We start from the raw sequence: 21,281 nt of genomic DNA, 5'->3' as shown, positions 1-21,281 counted from the left end.
ATCACGAGTGGACGCGTGGGCGTTCACCGCGGCGCCGGTTGAACAGCGCGATGACCGGCACGGTGCACAGCAGCGGTCCCAGGATCGCGATGGGCCGCTCCAGCCACCAATACAGGTTCGGCGGGACGTTCGTGCCGATCGTGCCGAACAGCCACCACGAGATGCCCAGCGCGATGGCCATGCCGGTGGTGTGGAACAGGAACAGCGGCAGCGCGTACCGGTTGATGGTCTCGTTGACCTTCTTCCAGCGTGGCCGGTCGAGCACGCGCTCCATGGTCGGCCGCAGCACCTCCACCAGCCCGATCTGGAAGACCAGCAGCGCGACGATGACGAAGGTCGGCGGGGCCATGTTGGACCACTTGTCGCCGGGCACGCCGACCATCGAGCCCGGGTAGATGCCGGAGTACACCAGCCCGAACAGCCCGAAAAGCCCCGTCCACAGGATCGCGAAGTCGTAGCGCCGGGGCAGCAGGACGACCCGCTCGTAGAAGAAGCCGGCCTGGTGCGCCAGCCCCCAGACTACGATCATGTTGAGCCAGCCTGCCCACTCGACGCCGTAGCGCAGCCGTACGATGTCGACGACCAGCGCCGTCCCGCCGAGCCAGATCAGCGCCAGCACGTCGTAGCGGCGGTGCAACCACAGCGCGACGGGCAGCAGCGCGATGAGGATGAGGTAGACGGCCAGGAACCACAGCGGGCTGAGCACGAGCAGCACGACGCGCGGCATCCACGACACGTCGAAGGCCAGGGTGACCGCGACGCCGATGAGGATCCAGACCGCGCTGAGCGCCAGCGCCGGCACGGCGAGGGAGCGGATGCGCCGCCAGACGAAGCCGCCGAGGCCGGTCCCCCGGGCGCGGGCGCGCTCCCACGACAGCAGGTGGACGTGGCCGCCGACGTAGAAGAACAGCGGCAGCACCTGCAGCAGCCAGGTGAGGATCCACAGCCCGGAGGTGAAGCCGAGCGGGCTGGTCGGCATGGGCCCGTCGGGCTCCCACTGCAGGATCGTGAAGGCCCAGTGCCACACGACGACCACGATCAGGCTGAGGGCGCGCAGCCAGTCGACGTAGCGGTCCCTCACTTGTCGATGTCACCCACGACGAAGAACATCGACCCCAGGATGGCGATCATGTCGGCGACGAGGTGGCCGGGCAGCAGCTCCCGCAGCACTTGGATGTTGTTGTAGGAGGCCGAGCGCAGCTTCAGCCGCCACGGCGTCTTGTCTCCCTTGGAGACCAGGTAGTAGCCGTTGATGCCCAGCGGGTTCTCGGTCCAGGCGTAGGTGTGGCCCTCCGGCACCTTCAGCACCTTGGGCAGGCGCTGGTTGATGGGGCCGGGGGGCAGCTCGCGCAGCCGTTCCACGCACCGCTCGGCGAGGTCGAGCGAGACCTTCAGCTGCTCGAAGAGCACCTCGAAGCGGGCGTGGCAGTCGCCGGCGGTCCTGGTGACGACCTTGACGGGCAGCTCGTGGTAGGCCAGGTACGGCTGGTCGCGGCGCAGGTCGAAGTCGACGCCGGAGGCGCGGGCGACGGGGCCGCTCACGCCGTACTGCATGATCTGCTCGCGGGTCAGCACGCCGACGCCCCGCGTGCGGGCCAGGAAGATCTCGTTGCCGAGGATGAGGTTCTCGATGTCGGGGACGCGCCGCCGTACCTCGGCCACGGCGGCCGAGACGCGGCCGAGCCAGCCGGCGGGCAGGTCCTCCTTCAGCCCGCCGACGCGGTTGAACATGTAGTGCATGCGGCCGCCGGAGATCTCCTCCATGACGGCCTGGATCCGCTCGCGCTCGTTGAAGGCGTAGAAGATCGGGGTGATCGCGCCGAGCTCCAGCGGGTAGGAGCCGAGGAACATCAGGTGGTTGAGGACGCGGTTGAGCTCGGCCAGCAGCGTGCGCGCCCACACCGCCCGCACGGGCACCTCCATGCCCAGCATGCGCTCGGCGGCCAGGACGACGCCGAGCTCGTTGGCGAAGCCCGACAGCCAGTCGTGGCGGTTGGCCAGCATGATGATCTGCCGGTAGTCGCGCACCTCGAACAGCTTCTCCGCGCCGCGGTGCATGTAGCCGACGATCGGCTCGGCGGTGGCGATGCGCTCGCCGTCGAGGGTGAGCCTGAGCCTGAGCACGCCGTGCGTGGAGGGGTGCTGGGGGCCGATGTTGAGGATCATGTCCTCGGTGGCCAGCTCCTTGCCGGAGCCGACCGCGTCGGCACCCGCTCCGATGCCGACCACCCGTTCTGTCATACGGCCCATGCTGCCACCCGAGGTGGCGGTGATCCAGCCGGGCCCTCGGGTCAAGGAACGACAAGGACCGCATCCCGCCTGATGACGTGGGGAGGAGTGGGCCATGAGGAAGCTTCCACGGGATCTCGCGCTCCTCGTGGCCCGGGTGACCATCGGGGTGGTCTTCGCCGCGCACGGCTGGCAGCGGTGGCGCGGCGGGCTGGGCCCGACGGAGGCGATGTTCATCCAGGCCGGCGTGCCCTGGCCGCGGTCGGCAGCCATGTTCACGATGGTCGCCGAACTGGTCGGCGGCTCCCTGCTGGTCGTGGGCCTTCTGGTACGGCTGGCCGCGTTCGTGCTGGTCGTGGTGGCGATCGGCGCGATCGTGTTCGTCCACGCCGGGCACGGGATCTTCGTCCAGGACAACGGGTGGGAGCTGGCCGGCGCGCTGGGCGCGGGCTGCCTGCTGCTGGTGGCCACGGGCGGCGGGCGCCTCGGCGCCGACGGGGCCTTCGTGGCCCTGCGGCGGAGCGGCGGCAGGCACCGCCGCCCCGCCGACGAGGAGAGCGCCGAGATCGACCGGCTGCTGGAGGAGGAGAACGGGCGCGACAAGCGGGACTAGCAGGACCGGCGGGAGGTCAGGTCACGCAGCGCGGCGAGGAGGCGATCGACGTGTTCCTCGGTGGTGCCCAGCCCGATGGAGGCCCGTACGGCGGAGGCCGTACCGTCCTCGCAGCCGCCGTCGGAGGCGCCGAGCAGGTGCCGGACGAACGGGTGGGCGCAGAACTTGCCGTCGCGCACGCCGATGCCGTACTCGGCCGACAGCGCCTCGGCGACCTCCCGCGCGGTGTAGCCGTCCACGACGAAGGACACGATGCCCACGCGGGGATGGTCGGGCCCCCACAGCGACAGCTCGCGGACGCCGGGGATGGTCGCCAGCCCGGCGCGCAGCCGCGCCAGCAGCCGCTCCTCGGCCCGCACGAGAGGGGTCCAGCCGGTGGCCGACAGGGCGTCGCAGGCGGCGGCGACGGCGACGGCGCCCAGCACGTTGGGGGTGCCGGCCTCGTGGCGGGCCTCGGCGTCCTCGTGCCACTCGACGCTCTCGCCGTTCTCGCTGGAGCCGACCGAGCGGACCGCGCCGCCGCCCTTGAGGTACGGCTCGCCGGCCGACAGCCAGTCGCGGCGGCCGACGAGGACGCCCGCGCCGAAGGGGGCGTAGAGCTTGTGCCCGGAGAAGGCGACGTAGTCGAGGTCGAGCGCGGTGAGGTTGAGCCTGCGGTGGGGGACGAGCTGGGCGGCGTCGACGAGGATGCGCGCGCCGTGCCGGTGGGCGATGTGCGCCAGGGCGGCGATGGGCCACAGCTCGCCGGTGACGTTGGAGGCGGCGGTGACGACGAGGAGCTTGGGGCCCTCGATCTCGGCGAGCGTCTCGTCGGCGGCGCGGACGGCCTCGCCGGGGAAGGCGGGCGGCGCCAGCCGTACCGCGTGGGGCCAGGGGAGCAGCGAGGCGTGGTGCTCGCTGTCGAAGACGACCACGGTGGTGCCGTCGGGCAGGCAGCGGGCCAGCAGGTTGGTGGCGTCGGTGGTGTTGCGGGTGAAGATCACCGCGTCGCCGGGGCGGGCGCCGACGAAGGCGCGGACGGTGTGGCGTGCCTGCTCGTAGCGGGCGGTGGTGAGCTGGGAGGCGTACCCGGCGCCGCGGTGCACGCTGGAGTAGGCCGGCAGGGCGGCGGCGACGGCCGCGCTGACCGGCTCCAGACAGGGGGCGCTGGCGGCGTAGTCGAGGTTGGCGTAGGGCACCAGCCTGCCGCCGCGCACCGGCACTTCCAGGTCGGCCCCCAGCACCGCGGGCAGCGGGCGCTCGCCGGGCGCGACGGCCGGCGCGGCGGCGGGAGCGGGGGCGGGAGTGGAGTTGAAGATCGTCAACGTGGACACGGCACACCTCCGGAGGTCGTCATCGGACCCCAGGAGTGCGTCCGGAGCCCGCGCTTGCCCGCCACACCTCGTGACGGACCAGGTCCTCACCCGGGGCACCCCGCCGCGGACGCGAGGGTTGCCGGCCAGCAAGCCGGGGCTGTGCGCTGGCACTCATGACCTTGCGAGCGACTATAACCCACCGGCACCCGTCGGACGCAAATCGCGAACTTCTCGCCACCGAGGATCGTTGTGTGCCTGATGAGCAAGGAGGTAGACCATGTGGGACTGGGTAGCCGACCCGGAGATCTGGATCGGGTTCTTCACCCTGGTGGCGTTGGAGATCGTCCTCGGCATCGACAACATCATCTTCATCTCGATCCTGGCCGGGAAGCTGCCCGAGCACCAGCGCGACCGGGCCCGGGTGCTGGGCCTGGCGGCCGCGCTGATCAGCCGCCTGGCGTTGCTGCTGGGCCTGGCGTGGGTGGTACGGCTGACCGAGCCGCTGTTCTCGGTCTTCGGCCAGGAGATCTCGGGACGTGACCTCATCCTGCTGCTGGGCGGGCTGTTCCTGCTGGGCAAGAGCGTGATCGAGATCGGGCACAGCATGGAGCTGAAGGCCGACGAGAACGGCCCCCGGGCCAGGGCGGCCTCGTTCGCCTCCGTGATCGTCCAGATCATGCTGCTGGACATCGTCTTCTCGCTCGACTCCGTGATCACCGCCGTCGGGATGGTCGAGGAGATCGGCGTGATGGTCGCGGCCGTGGTCGTCGCCGTCATCGTGATGCTCGTCGCGTCCGGGCCGATCAGCCGGTTCGTGGAGCGGCACCCGAGCATCAAGATGCTGGCGCTGGCGTTCCTCGTGCTGATCGGCGTGGTGCTCATCGCCGACGGGCTGGGCCAGCACATCTCCAAGGGCTACATCTACTTCGCGATGGCGTTCTCCCTCGTCGTGGAGCTGCTCAACATCCGGGTGCGGGCCAGGCAGGCCGCCCGCCAGCAGGCGGAATAAGATGCGATCGTGCGCTTTGACCCCTGGGATCCGAATTTCGTCGCCCATCCGTACGGCGTCTACGCCGAGCTGAGGCGGGAGCGGCCGGTCAGCTTCTTCGAGCCGACCGGCCAGTGGCTCATCGCCCGCTACGAGGACGTCAACGCCCTGCTCAGGGACCGCCGCCTGGGCCGGTCCTACCTTCACGTGGCCACGCACGAGGAGTTCGGGCGCGAGCCGGAGCCGGAGTTCCAGGAGCCGTTCTGGCGCGTGATCCGGGCGGGCATGCTCGACGTCGAGCCGCCCGTGCACACGCGGCTGCGGCGGCTGGTGTCCAAGGCGTTCACGCCCAGGATGGTGGAGTCGCTGCGGCCCCGGGTGAGGGCGATCGCCGAGCGGCTGGTGGCCGATTTCGTGGCCAAGGGCGGCGGCGACCTGATCGCCGACGTGGCCGAGCCGCTGCCGGTGACGGTCATCGCCGAGATGCTGGGCGTGCCGGAGGCCGACCGCCACCTGCTGCGCCCGTGGTCGGCCGACATCTGCGGGATGTACGAGCTCAACCCCACGCTGGAGGCGCAGCACACGGCGGTGCGGGCGGCGCAGGAGTTCGCCGGCTATCTCAGGACGCTGTCGCGCGAACGGCGGAGCGACCCCGGCGAGGACCTGATCAGCGCGCTCACCCAGGTCGAGGAGCTGACCGAGGACGAGCTGATCGGCACCTGCGTGCTGCTGCTCAACGCCGGACACGAGGCCACGGTCAACGTGACCGGCAACGGCTGGTGGGCGCTGCTGCGCAACCCCGGCGAGCTGGAACGGCTGCGCGAGGACCCGGGCCTGCTGCCCACCGCGATCGAGGAGCTGATGCGGTGGGACACGCCGCTGCAGATGTTCGAGCGGTGGGTGCTGGAGGACATCGAGGTCGGCGGAGTGCGCATCCCCAGGGGCGTGGAGGTGGCGCTGCTGTTCGGGTCGGCCAACCGCGACCCCGAGGTGTTCGACGACCCCGACCGCCTCGACGTGGGCAGGAAGGACAACCCGCACATCTCCTTCGGCGCGGGCATCCACTTCTGCCTGGGCGCGCCGCTGGCCAGGATCGAGCTGGCGGAGTCCTTCGGCACGCTGCTGCGCGAGGCGCCGAAGCTGGAGCTGGTGCGCGAGCCGCAGTGGAAGCCCGGCTACATCATCAGGGGCCTGCGCTCCCTGGAGGTCGAGGTCTGAAGCAGGCGGTCGCCGCCGAACATGTCCGTCGGGTCGTAGCGCTTCTTCAGCTCCACCAGACTCCGGGCGCACTCGGGGGTGAAGGCCAGCCCGACCTCCTCGGGATTGCCGATGAAGTTCAGCGGCGCGTAGCCGGTCGCCACCGCCGACGCGGCGTTGGACAGCCGGTCGCCGAACGCCTTGATCGGCGCCGCCATGCTCACGCTGGGCAGCAGGCTGACCGCCTCGATGACGAAGTCGCCCTGCCACCACGCCAGGCCGCCGCGCGGGCCGGACGGGCGCGGCATGCCCGCGAGGTGCCTGATGAAGATCAGCAGGTACGGCGCGGCGTCCCGGGGAGCGACGTCCACCAGGTGGCCGATCAGCCGGTCGTCGATCTCGGTCAGCATCTCCGCGCGGAGCATGAAGGGCACGGGGTCCACCGGGTCCTGGGCCACGTCGTCGATCTGGGTGACCGGCATGGGCCTGACCGTGTCGGCCAGCAGCCCGGGAACGGCCCTGAGCGGGGCGAGCAGCCTGTCCACCTCGCCGAAGTCCGGCCCCGAGTGGCACACGCAGATCCGCGCGAACGAGTGGCCGCGGATGTGCTCGGGCACGAACGGGGCGTCGGGCACGTGCAGGGCGCCCACCGCCGAGCCGACCTCGCGCGGCACGTCGCGCGCCCAGTCGCGGTAGCCCTCCAGCACCTCCCGCATGGCCGCCACCGGCCAGAACAGCGTCCCGCCGTAGATCTCGGGAATCGGGAACAGCCTGGTACGCAACGCGGTGACCACGGCGAAGTTGGGGCCGCCGCCGCGCAGCGCCTCGAACAGCTCGGGTTCGCGGTGCTCGTCGATCCAGCGCAGGCGGCCGTCGGCGGTGACGACCTGCGCCTCCACGATGGCGTCGCAGGCCAGGCCGTAACGCCGGCTGAACCAGCTCAGCCCGCCGCCCAGGCTGAAGCCGACCACGCCCACGTCGCTGGCCGTGCCGACCAGGCCCGTCAGCCCCTGCGGGTGCGCGGCGTCGATGACGTGCCGCCACTTCGCGCCGGGACCGATCAGGGCGGTGTCGCCTTCGACGGCCACGCCGGCCAGGCCGGAGGTGTCGATGAGCAGTTCCTCCTCGGACGCGGCGCGCAGGGCGCCATGCCCGGTGGCCTGCACCCGGACGCGCAGCCCGCGGTCGGCCGCGAACGCGACCGCCTCGGCGACGTGCTCGGCGGAACGCGCCGCCAGCGCGCAGGCGGGCTGGTGGACTATCGAGGCGTTCCAGGCCGAGCACAGGCCCGCGTAGGCCGGCTCGCCCGGCCTGGCGAGGCCGCTGGGCTCTGCTGCGTACGACATGGTGCCATCGTGAAACGCCCCGGGACCGGCTGCTAGCTGGGAGAACCACGTACGGCACGCGCCACCTTCTGCGTCAGCCAGCCGAAGCCGCCCAGCCCCGCCGGATCGACGAGCTCGGCCTCCTCGCTCGCGCGGGCCAGCGCCCTCAGGTAGCCGCGCGGATCGTCCAGCGCCGCCTCCACCGGCGGCCGGGTCCCGGTGATCCCCAAGGACCGCAGGACGTCGCGCTGTGTGGACAACTCTGTGGATATCGCACCCGCGCTCTCGCCCGCCGCGGCACATGCGTCGAGTGCCACATGCGCGGTGATATCGCAGGTCCCGTCGGGTATGGCCGCTACGACCTGGCCGTCGCGGTAGCCGGTGAGCGTGCCGCACGGCGGGCGGTTATCCACAGCATGTGCATAATCGACGGCCACAGCCGTACCCCTCGTCAGACGGCCCACCACACCGGCCCAGGCCTCGTCCCGCGTCCGGCCGATCTCCGCCCGCGCGCCCACGCGCGACAGCGGCCACCAGCGCTCCAGCCACTCGAGGTCGGCGCCGCTCACCGGGTCGCCCAGCTTCTCGTCACCCGTCGCGGGATCGACCAGCACCAGGCGCGGCCCGTCGGGGGCGAGCTCGGCCACGTCGAGGGGGACGTTGTCGAGCCATTCGTTGGCGACGACCAGCCCGGTGACGCCATCGGGGACGGCCTGGCGCCAGGCGATCTCCTCGGGCAGGCCGGGGGGCGGCTTCGACAGCTCCACGGCGGTGACGCGCAGGCGCGCCCGCAGGCCCGGGTCCGCCTCCTCCAGTACCCGCCGCAGCAGCGTGCCCTCCCCGGCGCCCACGTCGACCAGGTCGAGGCTCGCCGGCCGGCCCAGCTCCTCGTCGACGCGGCGCAGCAGGGCGAGGACGGCCTCGGCGAACACCGGCGAGGCGCTGACGGAGGTGCGGAAGTGGCTCGAAGGACGTTCGCGCAGGTAGAAGCCTTCTTCGCCGTAGAGGGCGCGTTCCATGGCCGCGCGCCAGCCGAGCCACATGAGATCACTATCTCATGACACGTCTTGCGTTTGTATGGCTACTCTTTGTAGTTGTCTTGCGCTAACGTTACGCGCTGCGATCGGACGGCTACCGGCCCACCCCCATGGGCCGGCCGTACCGGCGCGAACTGTCCAGCACCCCATAAGACCTAGTGAGGGGACTGCCGGGTTCGCCCGGCAGGGGAATCGCTTCCCTGTTATAGTTTTCTTGTTCGAATCGGGCAGGGCTTGTCCGTCGCCTACCTCAGCAGAGGGAAGCGAGAAGCCGCTCCCTTCGGGAGCGGAGGAGTCACGGAGAGGAGCCTTACGGGCTCAAGGAGACGGCGGCGGTCGCCGGTAGGCGGCTGGGACTTCCGGCCGATCAGTCGGCGGCTGTGTCGGCCGGGGCACCCCACGGGTAGCACATCGTCGGTGCGGGCGTCGCTGTAACGTGGAGCGCGGCGCCCGCTGCCGTGCGGTTCCCCTTCTTTCGTACTCGAAATCCGACAGGGGGTGCACTGTTTGTATGCCCTTGCCGGATTTGCACTACCTCAACGCGCGGCAAAGGTGTGCTGTGTTTATTGGTCGCGCCTTCGGCGCTCCGTGCGAGGGGCGCCAGAAAGGCCCGGCCTTCCCTCGTCGCGGTGAGGGCGCTGAGGCGCCCTCACCGCTCCGCTGTGTCGAATGGTCGCGCCAAGGCGCGACGGCTCGGGGCGCCCATGGACCCGCTCTTCCCTCGTCGCGGTGAGGGCGCTGAGGCGCCCTCACCGCTCCTCAGTCCAGAGCGGGTCGCGCCCCTCGCGGCCAGGCCGGGCCGCGCCCCTCGCGTGGTGGCTGGGCGCCGTAGGTCACTCGTGTGGTGGCTGGGCGCCGTAGGTCACGGCGTGCGCGACCGTTACCCTGGTCGGCATGGACGCAGGGGACAGGCCGGGGAGGCTGGCCGTCGGCGTGCTGGGCGCGGGGAAGGTCGGCTCCGCGCTGGGCGCGGCGCTGGCCACGGCGGGACACCGGGTGGTGGCCGCCAGCGGCGTGTCCGACCGGTCCCGGCACTGGGCGGCCGAACGGCTGGGCGTCACGCCGGTGCCGCCCGATGAGGTGGTCCGCAGCGCCGACCTGGTCCTGCTGACCGTGCCCGACGACGCGCTGCCCGACCTGGTCGCCGGCCTCGCGGCCACCGGCGCCGACCTGCACGGCAAGCTCCTGGCCCACACCAGCGGCGCGTACGGCCTGGCCGTACTCGAACCCGCGACCCGCGTGGGCGCCGTCCCCCTGGCCCTGCACCCGGTGATGACCTTCACCGGCCGGGACGACGACCTGACGAGGATCACCGGCTGCTCCTTCGGCGTGACGTCCCCCGAGCCGGTCAGGCCCATCGCCGAGGCGCTGGTCATCGAGATGGGCGGCGATCCGGTGTGGATCGACGAGAGCGACCGCGCCCTCTACCACGCCGCCCTGGCCGGGGCCGCCAACCACATGGTCACGCTGATCGCGGAGTCCTCCGAGCTGCTGGCGAAGATCGGCGTGGAGCACCCGGGCCGCATGCTGGGGCCGCTGCTGGGCGCGGCGCTCGACAACGTCCTGCGGATGGGCATCTCCGCGCTGACCGGCCCGGTCGTGCGCGGCGACGCGGGCACGGTGCGCAAGCACATCGACGCGCTCATCGTGGCGGCGCCCGAGGCCGCCGACGCCTACGTGGCGCTCGCTAGGCTCACCGCGGACCGGGCGCTCGCCGCCGGGCTGCTCAAGCCCGAAGCCGCCGAGCGCCTCCTGGACGCGCTCGGAGGGAACATATGGACGTGATCGTCGCCCGCACACGCGAGGAGCTGCGCAAGGCGCGGGGCGAGGGGCGGGTCGCGCTGGTGCCCACGATGGGCGCGCTGCACGAGGGGCACCGCTCGCTGATACGCCTGGCCAAGGAGCACGCCGACCAGGTCGTGGTGAGCATCTTCGTCAACCCCCTGCAGTTCGGGCCGAACGAGGACTTCTCCCGCTATCCCCGGACGTTCGACGCGGACCTCGAGGTCTGCGCGGCCGAGGGCGTCGGAGTCGTCTTCGCCCCCTCGGCCGAGGAGATGTACCCGCCGGACCGGCAGGTGAGCGTCTCGGCCGGCCACATGGGCACGATCGTCGAGGGCGCCTTCCGCCCCGGCCACTTCGACGGCGTGCTGACCGTGGTGCTCAAGCTCTTCAACCTGGTCCAGCCGGACGTGGCGGTGTTCGGCCAGAAGGACGCCCAGCAGCTCGCGCTCATCCGGCGCATGGTCGCCGACCTCGACGTCCCGGTGGAGATCGTCGGGGCTCCCACGGTCCGCGAGCCCGACGGGCTCGCCCTGTCCAGCCGCAACCGCTACCTGTCACCGCAGGAGCGGGAGATCGCGCTGGCGCTGTCCCGCGCGCTGCGGGCGGGGGAGGCCGAGCGCGCGCCGTCGGCGGTGCTCGCCGCCGCGCGTGCCGTGCTGGAGCGGGCCCCGCTCCAGGTCGACTACTGTGTGCTCGTCGACCCGGCGACGTTCGCCGAGGTCGATGACTCCTACTACGGCCCCGCCGTCCTCGCGGTGGCGGCCCGTGTGGGAACCACCCGGCTCATCGATAACGTTCTTCTGGAGCTGTAGATGGCGTGCACGCCCGAGGGGGCGGCGCGACCGGCGAAAGGTGAACCGCACATGCTCAGGACCATGCTCACGGGCAAGATCCACCGGGCCACCGTGACCCAGGCCGACCTGCACTACGTGGGATCGCTGACCATCGACGAGGACCTCATGGACGCCGCCGGCATCCTGCCCGGCGAGCAGGTCCACGTGGTCGACATCGACAACGGCAACCGCCTGGTCACCTACGCCATCGCGGGGCCGCGCGGCTCCGGCGTCATCGGCGCCAACGGCGCGGCGGCCAGGCTCGTCTCGCCGGGCGACCTCGTGATCATCATCACGTACGGCATGCTCGACGACGCCGAGGCCCGCGAGTTCAAGCCGCGGATCGTCCACGTGGACCGCGACAACCGCATCGTGGAGCTCGGCGCGGACCCGGCCGCGCCCGTGGAGGGCACCCTGCGCGGCGACACGGTGCATTAGACACGACACGGTGCATTAGACACAGTGCATTAGACGGCCAGGGCGAAGCGCGGAGCGGGCCGTGCGGCGAGCTTGAGCGCTCGCAGCGCCAGCAGGACCAGCGAGGCGACGGCGAAGGCGGCCATGGCCCGCTCGGCCAGCCCGATGAGCACGCGGTCGCCGAAGTAGGCGGTCGCCACCATGGCGAGGCCGCTCACCGCGGCGGCCAGCGTCAGCCCCTGGACGGGCGCGCTCAGGTCCCGCCACCGCGCGTCGGCCCTCAGCGAGCGGCTCATGAGCCGGCATGCCGCCAGCAACGACACGAAAGCGGCGGCCGAGGCGTACCGGTGGACGTAACCCGTGGCGGTCAGCTCCACGCCCAGCGGGTCGGTCGGCACGATCGCCGCCACCAGGAGGAACCCGCTCCAGGAGGCCAGCAGCCAGGCGGCCGCTCGCGTGACCGGCGCGCGCATGCGGCGCAACCCGGCCAGCAGGGCCAGCGACGCGACCGCGGCCAGGTACATGCCCGCGGTCACCGGCCCATGGAGGTCCGCGACGGCGTAGTCGCTGATCGTGTGGCCGAAGGCGGTCAGCCGGCTGTCGGCGTCCACGTGGCCGAGCATGGTCGGCGCGGCCGTGAGGACGAGCCCAAGGCAGGCCAGGCGGGCGAGGGAGAGCGGGGAGGCGATCGTCATGGGCTCGAGCCTTCCGGGCGCGAGGGTTCGCGGTCACTCCCGCGCGTGCCCGTCCCGGGGTGCAGCCTGCTCCACCTCCGACACGGGATCAGCCTGTATCGAACAGGTCATGAGCAGGTAATACGGTGGGGCCTTGTGATGGCGAACCGATGGCGTCCGCCCTGGTCGGCGCGTACCTGGCTGGAGACCGCGCACGCGGTGGTCGGCCTGCCCACGTCGCTGCTGCCGGCCGTCGCCGTGTTCGTGCATCTGGCGCTGGCCCTGCTGCTGAGCTGGACGTTCCTGCCCGCGCGCGCCCTCCTGCGCAGGCTGATGCGCCGGGCGCACGTCTACGCCGGATGGCAGCGTTCCCGGTTCGACGCCTTCCTCGGCGCGGAGCTGCCCCCGCCCGCCGCGCCGACCGGGGTGTTCGCGTGGCGGCGGGCCGACACCTGGCGCCTGCTCTGCTACCACCTGCTGGTGGCCCCCGTGGTCGGCGTCCTCGGCTTCGCGCTCGTGGCGGGCGCCTGGTCGGGCGGGCTCGTCATGGCCACCTGCGCGCTGTGGAGCCCCCAGCCGGACCGCGTCCTGGCGGTCCTGACCCTCTTCGGGATCCTCCTCCTGGTGGCCGCGCCCTGGATCGCGCACCTGACGACGCGGCTGGACCTGGCGGCGGCGCGCGTGCTGATGGGTCCCACGCGCAGCGAGGAGCTCTCCCACAAGGTGGAGAACCTGGCGGCCAGCCGGGCCGAGGTCGTCGCCGCCGCCGACGCCGAGCGCAGGCGCATCGAGCGCGACCTGCACGACGGCGCCCAGCAGCGCCTGGTCTCCCTGGCCATGAACCTCGGCATGGCCCGCGCCCAGTTCACCGACGCGCCCGAGCCCGTCAGACAGGCCATCGCCGAGGCGCACGAGGAGGCCAAGCAGGCGGTCAAGGAGCTGCGCGACCTGGTGCGCGGCCTGCACCCGGCGATCCTCACCGAGCAGGGCCTGGACGCGGCGCTGTCGGGCCTGGCGGCCCGGGTCCCCCTCCCGGTACGGCTGAGCGTCCGCGTCAAGGACCGCCCGGCCCCCGCGATCGAGGCCGTCGCCTTCTTCGTGGTGTCGGAGGCGCTGACCAACATCACCAAGCACGCGCGGGCCGCCCGTGCCGAGATCGAGGTGGTCCGCGAGGGCGACCGGCTGCGCCTGCGGATCACCGACGACGGCAGGGGCGGCGCGAAGCCGGGCGCGGGCAGCGGGCTGCGCGGCCTGGCCCAGCGGGTGGGCTCCGTCGACGGGACCCTCGACATCGACAGCCCCCCTGGGGGACCGACAACCATCACCGTGGAGCTGCCATGCGCGTAGTCCTCGCAGAAGACTCCGTCCTGCTGCGCGAGGGCCTGGTCAAGCTGCTGGCCTCGGCCGGCATCGAGGTCGTCGCGGCGGTGACGGACGCCGAGGCGTTGCTGCGCGCGGTGGAGGAGCACGAGCCCGACCTGGTCATCACCGACGTGCGCATGCCGCCCACGCACACCGACGAGGGGCTGCGCGCCGCGCTCGTGCTGCGGCGCCAGCGGCCCGGCCTGGCGGTGCTGGTGCTCTCGCAGTACGTCGAGGAACGCTATGCCACCCAGCTGCTGGCCACCGCGACCAGCAGCGTCGGCTACCTGCTGAAGGACCGGGTGGCCGACGTGACCGAGTTCCTGGAGGCCGTCAACCGCGTGGCGGCCGGCGGCACCGCGCTCGACCCGGAGGTGGTCGCCCAGCTGCTGGTGCGGGGCAACTCCGGGCCGCTCGACCGGCTCACCCCGCGCGAGCTGGAGGTGCTGCGGCTGATGGCCGAGGGCCGCGCCAACGCCGGCATCGCGGCCGCCCTGGTCATCACCGAGAGCGCGGTCGCCAAGCACATCAACAACATCTTCACCAAGCTCGACCTGAGCTCCGACAGCCAGGACCACCGCCGGGTCCTGGCGGTCCTGCGCTTCCTGGAGTCCGGCCGGTGAGCTCCCGCTCGACCTGGCGCGCCTGGGGCGCCGTGGCCACGGTGCTGACGATCGGGATCGGCTGCTTCATCGGCTGGACGGTGCTGGAAAGCCCGCCGGAGAAGCAGGAGTACAACCGCCAGCGCTACTCGCTGACCGCGCGGAAGCTGATCGTGGACGCCAGGGAGGGCCACGGTGAGATCGAGGTGATGGCCGGCCGAGACGGGGAGGTGACGGTCGAGCGGGCCGTGAGCTGGGATCGCTTCCGCCCCACCGCGAAGGAGTCCTGGCGCGACGGCGCCCTCACGATCACGTTGGGCTGCCCGCCCGAGCCCCCCGGCCCGGGCTGGGTGCTGTGCAGGGCCGACTACCGCATCCGCGTCCCCTCCGACGTCGACCTGGAGGTGGTGTCCGACGACGGCGACGTGGACGTCTCCGGGGTCCAGGGCGACCTGCGGCTGTTCGCGAACCAGGGCAACGTGACGGTGAGCGACGCCTCCGGCGACCTGACGGTGCGGACCGAGGTGGGTCAGGTGCTCGCCGCCGGGCTGCGCTGCTCCGAGGTGGACGTCCAGGGGCGGGCGGGAGATCTCACGCTGGCCTTCGTGCGCGTGCCGTCGAACGTCTCCGCCGTGATCCTGGACGGCTCCATCGCCCTCGACCTGCCCGACGAGGGCGTCTACCGCGTCAACGCCGACGTCACGAGCGGCAGGAAGCGCGTCAGGGTGCCCGTGGGGGACGTCGCGCCCAGCACGATCACCGCCCGGGTGGCCAGGGGCAGCCTGCTCATCCACTGACCCCGGGAAGGGGCGCGGCGCGGAGGGCGTTATCGTCATGGTGACGAAAGGACCTCCATGATTCCCCTGAAGCTCACGGCGCCCGATCCCGGCTGGACCGTCGCGGCCGACGTGGTCGTCGTCGGTTCCGGCATCGCGGGCCTCACGGTGGCCCTGCGCCACGCCGACCTCGACCCCGCCGCCCGCGTCCTGGTCGTGACCAAGGACGTGCTGTCCGCCGGCTCCACCCGGTGGGCCCAGGGCGGCATCGCGGCGGTGCTCGACCCGGCGGACTCGCCCGAGGAGCACCTCGAGGACACCCTGGCCGCCGGGGTCGGGCTGTGCGACGCGCGAGCCGTACGGGCCCTGGTGACGGAGGGGCCCGGCGCGCTGCGGCGGCTCATCGAGCGCGGCGCCAGGTTCGACCGCGACCCGGACGGCAGCCTGCAGCTGACCCGCGAGGGCGGGCACCGGCGCAACCGGATCGTCCACGCCGGAGGCGACGCCACGGGCGCCGAGGTGCAGCGGGCGCTCATCGAGGAGGCGCGCCGGCACGACCGCGTCGAGGTGATCGAGCACGCGCTCGTGCTGGACCTGCTCAAGGACGCCGAGGGCCGGGCGGCCGGGGTGACCCTGCACGTCATGGGCGAGGGCACGCGCGACGGGGTGGGAGCGGTGCGCGCGCGGGCGGTCGTGCTGGCCACCGGCGGCATGGGCCAGGTCTACGCCGCCACCACCAATCCCGCGGTGTCCACGGGCGACGGGGTGGCGCTGGCGCTGCGGGCCGGGGCGGTGGTCAGGGACCTGGAGTTCGTGCAGTTCCACCCGACCGTGCTGTGGCTGGGCACGGAGGCCACCGGCCAGCTGCCGCTGATCTCCGAGGCCGTCCGCGGCGAGGGCGCCTTCCTGATCGACGAGAACGGCGACCGCTTCACCGACGAGCTGGCGCCGCGCGACGTGGTCGCCAAGGCCATCATGCGCCGGCCCGGCCAGGTCTACCTGGACGGCCGCCACTTCGGCGAGGACAAGTGGCGCACGCGCTTCCCCACGATCTACGCCGTCTGCCGCGAGCACGGCATCGACCCGGTCACCCAGCCCGTCCCGGTCATGCCCGCCGCCCACTACGCCAGCGGCGGCGTCCGCACCGACCTGCGGGGCCGCACGTCGGTGCCCGGCCTGTACGCCTGCGGCGAGGTCGCCTGCACCGGCGTGCACGGCGCCAACCGCCTGGCCTCCAACTCGCTGCTGGAGGGCCTGGTCTTCGGCGAGCGCATCGCCGAGGACATCGCCCGGGTACGGCCGGCGCCCGGCGAGCCGGTGCCGGACCGGGCGGGGGCGGGCCTGATCGACCCGCGCGTCCGGCCCAGGATCCAGGCCCACATGAGCCGGGGGGCGGGCGTGCTGCGCAGCGCCGAGTCGCTCACCGCGGCCGCCCGGGCGCTGGCCGACGCCCGCTGGACCCCGATCCCCGTCGAGCCCGGCGTGGAGTCGTGGGAGGCGACCAACCTGCTGACCGTCGCCGCCGCGCTGGTGGCCGCCGCCCGGGTGCGCCAGGAGACCAGGGGCTCGCACTGGCGCGAGGACTGGCCCGAGCGTGATGACGAGCGCTGGCTCGGGCATCTGGACATCACGCTGACCGAGGACGGGCTCGCGCTGAGCCTCGTCCCGCATGCCGCGAACGAGGAGGCCCCCATGACCGACACTGGCATGACCGACACCGGCATGACCGACACCGGCATGACCGGCGCGGGGATCCCCGCCGCGCTCGCCGCCGAGCTGCGCGGCCTCGGGCTGGATCCCGCCGACGTGCGGCGGGTGATCGACCGCGCGCTGGAGGAGGACCTGCAGGAGGCCGGGGACGTCACCAGCCTGGCCACCATCCCCGAGGGGCACCGCTCCACCGGCGACGTGGTCGCCCGCGCCGGCGGCGTGGTGGCCGGCCTGGCCGTGGCCGAGGCGGTCTTCGCCGTGCTGGGCGTGAGCCGTACCGAGAGAAAGGTCAAGGACGGCGAGCGGGTCGGCGCGGGAGAGGTGCTGATGACCGTCGAGGGGCCGACCAGGAGCCTGCTGACCGCCGAGCGGACCGCGCTGAACCTGCTCACCCACCTGTCGGGCGTCGCCACCCAGACGGCCCGGTGGGCTGAGGCGCTGGAGGGGACCGGTGCGCGGGTGCGCGACAGCCGCAAGACCCTGCCGGGGCTGCGGGCGCTGCAGAAGTACGCGGTGCGGGCGGGCGGCGGGGTGAACCACCGGATGTCGTTGTCGGACGCCGCCTTGATCAAGGACAATCACGTGGTGGCCGCGGGCGGCGTGGCCGAGGCGTTCCGGGCGGTGCGCGAGCGGTATCCCGGGCTGCCCATCGAGGTGGAGGTGGACCGCATCGACCAGATCGAGCCGCTGCTCGCCGCAGGCGCCGAGGAGATCCTGCTGGACAACTTCACGGTCGAGGAGACGGCGCGAGCCGTACGGATCGTGAACGGGCGGGCACGCCTCGAAGCGAGTGGCGGGCTGACCTTGGAAACCGCCCGGGCCGTGGCCGAAACTGGCGTGGACTACCTCGCGGTCGGGGCTCTGACGCATTCGGCGCCGGCGCTCGACATCGCACTGGACCTTCGGGGGGCTTGATGCTGCTCACGATCGACGTCAGCAACACCCACACGGTGCTCGGCCTCTTCGAGGGCGACGAGGTGATCGAGCACTGGCGGCTGGCGACCGACGCCCGCCGTACCGCTGACGAGATCGCCGTCCTGCTCCAGGGGCTGCTCGGCCAGTCCCCGCTCCTGAAAAACGCCGATATATCCGGCATTGCCATCTGCTCGACGGTCCCCTCGGTCCTCAACGAGATGCGCGACATGTGCCGCCGCTACTACGGCGACGTCACCGCGGTCGTCGTCGAACCGGGCGTGCGCACGGGCGTCCCGGTCCGGATGGACAACCCCAAGGAGGTCGGCAGCGACCGGATCGTCAACGCGCTGGCGGCCATCGACCAGTACGGCGGGCCGTGCATCATCGTCGACTTCGGCACCGCCACGTCCTTCGACGCGGTGTCGGCCAAGGGCGAGTACGTCGGCGCGGTGACCGCCCCCGGCATCGAGATCTCGATCGACGCGCTGGCCGCGGCGGGCGCCCAGCTGCACAAGGTCGAGCTGATCCGCCCCCGCTCGGTGGTCGCCAAGAACACCGTCGAGGCGCTGCAGGCCGGCATCATCTACGGCTTCGCCGGCCTGGTCGACGGCATCGTCGAGCGGATGGCCGCCGAGCTGGCCGACGACCCCGACGACGTGACCGTCGTGGCCACGGGCGGCCACGCCCACCTGGTGGTCAGCGAGGCCAAGTCGATCGACATCCACGAGCCGTGGCTGACGCTGATCGGGCTGCGGCTCATCTACCGCCGCAACACGGGCTGACATAGGAGAAGGCCCTCCCCGAGCAGCGCGGGAGGGCCTTCGGCCGGAGGGTCAGTGCTCCTCGTGGTGGGGCTCGTAGCTGTAGAGGTAGTCCCACTTGCCGCACTTGGTGACGTAGTGCTTGTACGGGTCGAACTGGCAGACCTTCACCCGCACCTTGGCGACGTCGTCCTCCTCGAAGTGGAACTTCTTGTAGGTGCCGTAGTTGCAGTGCTTCTTGGCGTAGACCTGGTCCCAGTCGTACTCGTCCTCACCGAGGTAGGTCACCTGGAACTTGACGTACGCGCACTTGCCGCCCTCGCCGTAGGTGCGCTTGTCCAGGTCCCACAGCTTGCCGTAGACGTGGACGGAGTTCTCCTCGCCGTACTCGTGCCAGTTCACCTTGATCTTGCCCTCGGCCTTGGCCAGGTGGTACTTGGAGAAGTACGGGCCCCACCAGTCCTGGTAGTCGTAGGTGGGGGAGGCGGCGGTGGCGGCGCTGGCCGCCGCGGGGAGCGAGGCGGCGAGAGTGGAGGCGGCGGCGGCCGCGACGAGCCCGACGGCGATCTTCTTGATCATGATCTCTCCCTGATTCCCTGGGTCCGGCGGCCCCGAACTCCATGGCTCATTGGTAGCCGCAGCCGCTTTCACCGACCCTGCAGGCCGCCTACGAGCGCTTGCAGTCCGCCAAATCCCCTACTCTTGGGTCTTGTGAGCGAGCAGGTGGAACTTCCAGAGCAGATGCGCGTCCGGCGGGAGAAGCTCGACCGCCTTCGCGCGGAGGGCGTCGACCCCTATCCGGTCAACTTTCCGCGTACGGTGACCAACGCCGAGCTCCGGGAGAAATACACCGACCTGGCTCCTGACACCGCCACCGGCGACAGGGTCGGCGTGGCGGGCCGCGTGATGCTCAACCGCATCGGCGGCAAGCTGTGCTTCGCCACCCTGCGCGACGGCACCGGCGACCTGCAGGTCATGATCTCGCTCGACAAGGTCGGCGAGGAGGCCCTGGCGGCCTGGAAGCGCGACGTCGACCTCGGCGACCACATCGGCGTCGAGGGCGAGGTCATCACCTCACGCCGCGGCGAGCTGTCGGTCCTGGCCGACCGCTGGGTGATGACGGCCAAGTGCCTGCGCCCGCTGCCGGAGAAGCACATCGGCCTGACCGACCCGGAGGCGCGGGTCCGCCAGCGCTACGTCGACCTCATCGTCAACGACGAGGCGCGCAAGATGGCCCGCGTGCGCAGCGCCACGGTCCGCGCCGTGCGGGACTTCTGGCACGAGGAGGGCTACCTCGAGGTCGAGACCCCGATGCTGCAGCCCATCCACGGCGGGGCGGCGGCGCGGCCCTTCAAGACCCACATCAACGCCTACGACATGGAGCTCTACCTCCGCATCGCGATCGAGCTCTACCTCAAGCGGCTGGTCGTGGGCGGCATCGAGAAGGTCTTCGAGGTCAACCGCAACTTCCGCAACGAGGGCGCGGACTCCACCCACAACCCCGAGTTCACCATGGTCGAGGCCTACGGGACCTACCTCGACTACAACGACATGGCCGACCTGACCCAGCGCATGTACCAGAAGGCCGTGGTCGCCGCGCTGGGCACCACCGTGGTCGTCCACGACGGCGTCGAGGTCGACCTCGGCCTGCCCGTGTGGCCCCGGATCACCCTCTACGGGGCGGTCTCTGAGGCCCTGGGCGAGGAGGTCACCCCCGAGACGCCGCTGGAGCAGGTGCGCAAGTTCGCCGACAAGCGCGAGGTCCCGTGGGACCCCAAGTGGGGGCAGGGCAAGCTGGTCCAGGAGCTGTTCGAGGCGCTGGTCGAGCACACGCTCATCCAGCCGACCTTCGTCATGGACTACCCCCTGGAGACCTCCCCGCTGGCCAGGAAGCACCGCGACAACCCGCTGATCACCGAGAAGTGGGACCTCATCGGCTTCGGCACCGAGCTCGGCACCGCCTACTCGGAGCTGACCGACCCCATCGACCAGCGCCAGCGCCTGGTGGAGCAGTCGCTGCTGGCCGCCGGGGGCGACCCGGAGGCCATGCAGCTCGATGAGGACTTCCTCCAGGCACTGGAGTACGGCATGCCGCCCACGGGCGGCATGGGCGCGGGCATCGACCGGATGATCATGGCGTTCACCGGCAAGAACATCCGCGAGACAATCCTCTTCCCGCTGGTCAAGCCCACGCACTAGGGCACGGGCACCAGGCGCCCGCGCCNCCCCCCGGGCGGGGGGGGGGGGGGGAGCCATTGCGGGGGTGCGCGGGGGTGGAGGAGGCCAGGAGCCGGTACGGCAACCTGTCCTGAGCGCCGGCCCGGCGCTGTCAGAGGCGCTGTCGAGATTGGCCCGCCCGTCCCATTGGCGCCACCCGCATCGCCAGTCCTTCACATAGCCACGCGCAGGTCAATGGAACGTGTCAAGTGCGGAGATCCGCGAGCTTGACGGCCCATCCTCCGCCGTTTACCGTCACCGAGACGAGCGGCTTCGCTCGGGCCGAGACGCCGCAGAGTCGTGCTGTTGGGGGGAGGCTCCTGATGGATCCGCTCAGCGAGAGCGTCGAGTTGAGCCGCGCAGACCTCGCCTTGCTCGCCGGACTGGCCAGGGGGGACACGGTCGACCGGGTCGGGCGCAGGCTGGATGTCAGCGGGCGTACCGTGCGCAGGCGGCTGCGCGTGATCTGCGACCGGATCGGGGTGGCGACCGCCATCGAGGCGGTCGCCTGGGCGGCCCGGCGGCAGCTGATCTAGCCGGTTCTA

Annotated in this window: 20 protein-coding genes and 1 riboswitch; of the genes, 13 read left to right on the top strand and 7 right to left on the bottom strand. The window is 71.9% G+C overall.

The window, feature by feature from the left end; all coding sequences use genetic code 11:
* Position 1 precedes the first annotated feature (1 nt).
* Positions 2 to 1,081, bottom strand: coding sequence for an acyltransferase family protein (locus BSB02_RS11785; protein WP_206184634.1), 1,080 nt, complete (start codon positions 1,079 to 1,081; stop codon positions 2 to 4).
* A complete protein-coding gene (locus BSB02_RS11780; protein ID WP_084958785.1) occupies positions 1,078 to 2,241 on the bottom strand; it encodes an NADH-quinone oxidoreductase subunit D in 1,164 nt (387 codons plus the stop codon). The genes BSB02_RS11785 and BSB02_RS11780 overlap by 4 nt, the downstream gene beginning before the upstream one ends.
* Positions 2,242 to 2,344: 103 nt before the next feature.
* On the opposite strand from BSB02_RS11780, the gene BSB02_RS11775 reads away from it, so the two are divergent.
* A complete protein-coding gene (locus BSB02_RS11775) occupies positions 2,345 to 2,842 on the top strand; it encodes a DoxX family protein (RefSeq protein ID WP_084958784.1) in 498 nt (165 codons plus the stop codon).
* On the opposite strand, the gene BSB02_RS11770 is transcribed toward BSB02_RS11775, so the two are convergent.
* The gene (locus BSB02_RS11770; RefSeq protein ID WP_084958783.1) at positions 2,839 to 4,155 is read right to left on the bottom strand and encodes an aminotransferase class V-fold PLP-dependent enzyme; all 1,317 of its coding nucleotides are present in this window, start codon (positions 4,153 to 4,155) and stop codon (positions 2,839 to 2,841) included. The two genes, BSB02_RS11775 and BSB02_RS11770, sit on opposite strands and share 4 nt — an antisense overlap.
* A 45-nt stretch (positions 4,156 to 4,200) precedes the next feature.
* A riboswitch (SAM riboswitch) is annotated at positions 4,201 to 4,316 on the bottom strand.
* A 98-nt stretch (positions 4,317 to 4,414) separates the two neighbouring features.
* On the opposite strand from BSB02_RS11770, the gene BSB02_RS11765 reads away from it, so the two are divergent.
* Positions 4,415 to 5,146, top strand: coding sequence for a TerC family protein (locus tag BSB02_RS11765; RefSeq protein WP_084958782.1), 732 nt, complete (start codon positions 4,415 to 4,417; stop codon positions 5,144 to 5,146).
* Between the two features lie 9 nt (positions 5,147 to 5,155).
* The gene (locus BSB02_RS11760) at positions 5,156 to 6,343 is read left to right on the top strand and encodes a cytochrome P450 (RefSeq protein ID WP_084958781.1); all 1,188 of its coding nucleotides are present in this window, start codon (positions 5,156 to 5,158) and stop codon (positions 6,341 to 6,343) included.
* Here the strand turns inward: BSB02_RS11760 and BSB02_RS11755 are convergent.
* Positions 6,301 to 7,668 carry an FAD-binding oxidoreductase gene (locus BSB02_RS11755; RefSeq protein ID WP_084958780.1) on the bottom strand — a complete coding sequence of 456 codons (1,368 nt, stop codon included), beginning with the start codon at positions 7,666 to 7,668 and terminating at the stop codon, positions 6,301 to 6,303. The genes BSB02_RS11760 and BSB02_RS11755 overlap by 43 nt on opposite strands.
* A 32-nt stretch (positions 7,669 to 7,700) precedes the next feature.
* The gene (locus BSB02_RS11750) at positions 7,701 to 8,690 is read right to left on the bottom strand and encodes an SAM-dependent methyltransferase (RefSeq protein WP_084958779.1); all 990 of its coding nucleotides are present in this window, start codon (positions 8,688 to 8,690) and stop codon (positions 7,701 to 7,703) included.
* Positions 8,691 to 9,578: 888 nt separating this feature from the next.
* On the opposite strand from BSB02_RS11750, the gene BSB02_RS11745 reads away from it, so the two are divergent.
* The 3 genes from BSB02_RS11745 to panD are packed head-to-tail and all read left to right on the top strand — an operon-like array spanning position 9,579 to position 11,740.
* Positions 9,579 to 10,469 (top strand): Rossmann-like and DUF2520 domain-containing protein, encoded by an 891-nt coding sequence (locus BSB02_RS11745; RefSeq protein ID WP_084958778.1) that lies wholly within the window; start codon positions 9,579 to 9,581, stop codon positions 10,467 to 10,469.
* A complete protein-coding gene (gene panC, locus BSB02_RS11740) occupies positions 10,460 to 11,281 on the top strand; it encodes a pantoate--beta-alanine ligase (RefSeq protein ID WP_084958777.1) in 822 nt (273 codons plus the stop codon). Before BSB02_RS11745 ends, panC begins: the two co-directional genes overlap by 10 nt.
* Before the next feature lie 51 nt (positions 11,282 to 11,332).
* Positions 11,333 to 11,740: an aspartate 1-decarboxylase gene (gene panD / locus BSB02_RS11735; protein ID WP_084958776.1), complete on the top strand. Its 408-nt coding sequence runs from the start codon at positions 11,333 to 11,335 to the stop codon at positions 11,738 to 11,740.
* Positions 11,741 to 11,769: 29 nt separating this feature from the next.
* Here panD and BSB02_RS11730 read toward each other — a convergent pair whose 3' ends face one another.
* Positions 11,770 to 12,414 carry a DUF998 domain-containing protein gene (locus BSB02_RS11730; protein WP_084958775.1) on the bottom strand — a complete coding sequence of 215 codons (645 nt, stop codon included), beginning with the start codon at positions 12,412 to 12,414 and terminating at the stop codon, positions 11,770 to 11,772.
* A gap of 138 nt (positions 12,415 to 12,552) precedes the next feature.
* Here BSB02_RS11730 and BSB02_RS11725 point away from each other — a divergent pair, with 138 nt between their 5' ends.
* Genes BSB02_RS11725 through BSB02_RS11705 form a run of 5 tightly spaced genes read left to right on the top strand, consistent with a single transcriptional unit; the run spans position 12,553 to position 18,540 of the window.
* Positions 12,553 to 13,740: a sensor histidine kinase gene (locus BSB02_RS11725; RefSeq protein ID WP_084958774.1), complete on the top strand. Its 1,188-nt coding sequence runs from the start codon at positions 12,553 to 12,555 to the stop codon at positions 13,738 to 13,740.
* Positions 13,731 to 14,378, top strand: coding sequence for a response regulator (locus tag BSB02_RS11720; protein ID WP_084958773.1), 648 nt, complete (start codon positions 13,731 to 13,733; stop codon positions 14,376 to 14,378). Before BSB02_RS11725 ends, BSB02_RS11720 begins: the two co-directional genes overlap by 10 nt.
* A complete protein-coding gene (locus BSB02_RS11715) occupies positions 14,375 to 15,154 on the top strand; it encodes a DUF4097 family beta strand repeat-containing protein (protein WP_084958772.1) in 780 nt (259 codons plus the stop codon). The genes BSB02_RS11720 and BSB02_RS11715 overlap by 4 nt, the downstream gene beginning before the upstream one ends.
* A gap of 57 nt (positions 15,155 to 15,211) precedes the next feature.
* Entirely contained in the window at positions 15,212 to 17,758 is a 2,547-nt protein-coding gene (locus tag BSB02_RS11710) for an L-aspartate oxidase (RefSeq protein ID WP_084958771.1), read from the top strand.
* Complete coding sequence (locus tag BSB02_RS11705) at positions 17,758 to 18,540, top strand: type III pantothenate kinase (RefSeq protein WP_084958770.1); 783 nt, start codon at positions 17,758 to 17,760, stop codon at positions 18,538 to 18,540. Before BSB02_RS11710 ends, BSB02_RS11705 begins: the two co-directional genes overlap by 1 nt.
* Before the next feature lie 51 nt (positions 18,541 to 18,591).
* Here the strand turns inward: BSB02_RS11705 and BSB02_RS11700 are convergent, their stop codons facing one another.
* Positions 18,592 to 19,098, bottom strand: a complete 507-nt coding sequence (locus BSB02_RS11700; RefSeq protein WP_084958769.1) for a hypothetical protein — start codon at positions 19,096 to 19,098, stop codon at positions 18,592 to 18,594.
* 132 nt (positions 19,099 to 19,230) lie between these two features.
* Between BSB02_RS11700 and lysX the strand changes: the two genes are divergently transcribed.
* On the top strand, positions 19,231 to 20,718 hold the full coding sequence (gene lysX, locus BSB02_RS11695) for a bifunctional lysylphosphatidylglycerol synthetase/lysine--tRNA ligase LysX (RefSeq protein ID WP_084958768.1): 1,488 nt from the start codon (positions 19,231 to 19,233) through the stop codon (positions 20,716 to 20,718).
* A gap of 341 nt (positions 20,719 to 21,059) precedes the next feature.
* Complete coding sequence (locus BSB02_RS11690; protein ID WP_084958854.1) at positions 21,060 to 21,272, top strand: helix-turn-helix domain-containing protein; 213 nt, start codon at positions 21,060 to 21,062, stop codon at positions 21,270 to 21,272.
* Positions 21,273 to 21,281: the final 9 nt, after the last annotated feature.

The sequence above is a fragment of the Thermoactinospora rubra genome, from assembly GCF_002093975.1.
Classification (GTDB): Bacteria; Actinomycetota; Actinomycetes; order Streptosporangiales; family Streptosporangiaceae; genus Nonomuraea; species Nonomuraea rubra_A.
Note: the sequence above shows the minus strand (reverse complement) of the source record. Positions and strands in the feature narration are given on the sequence as shown.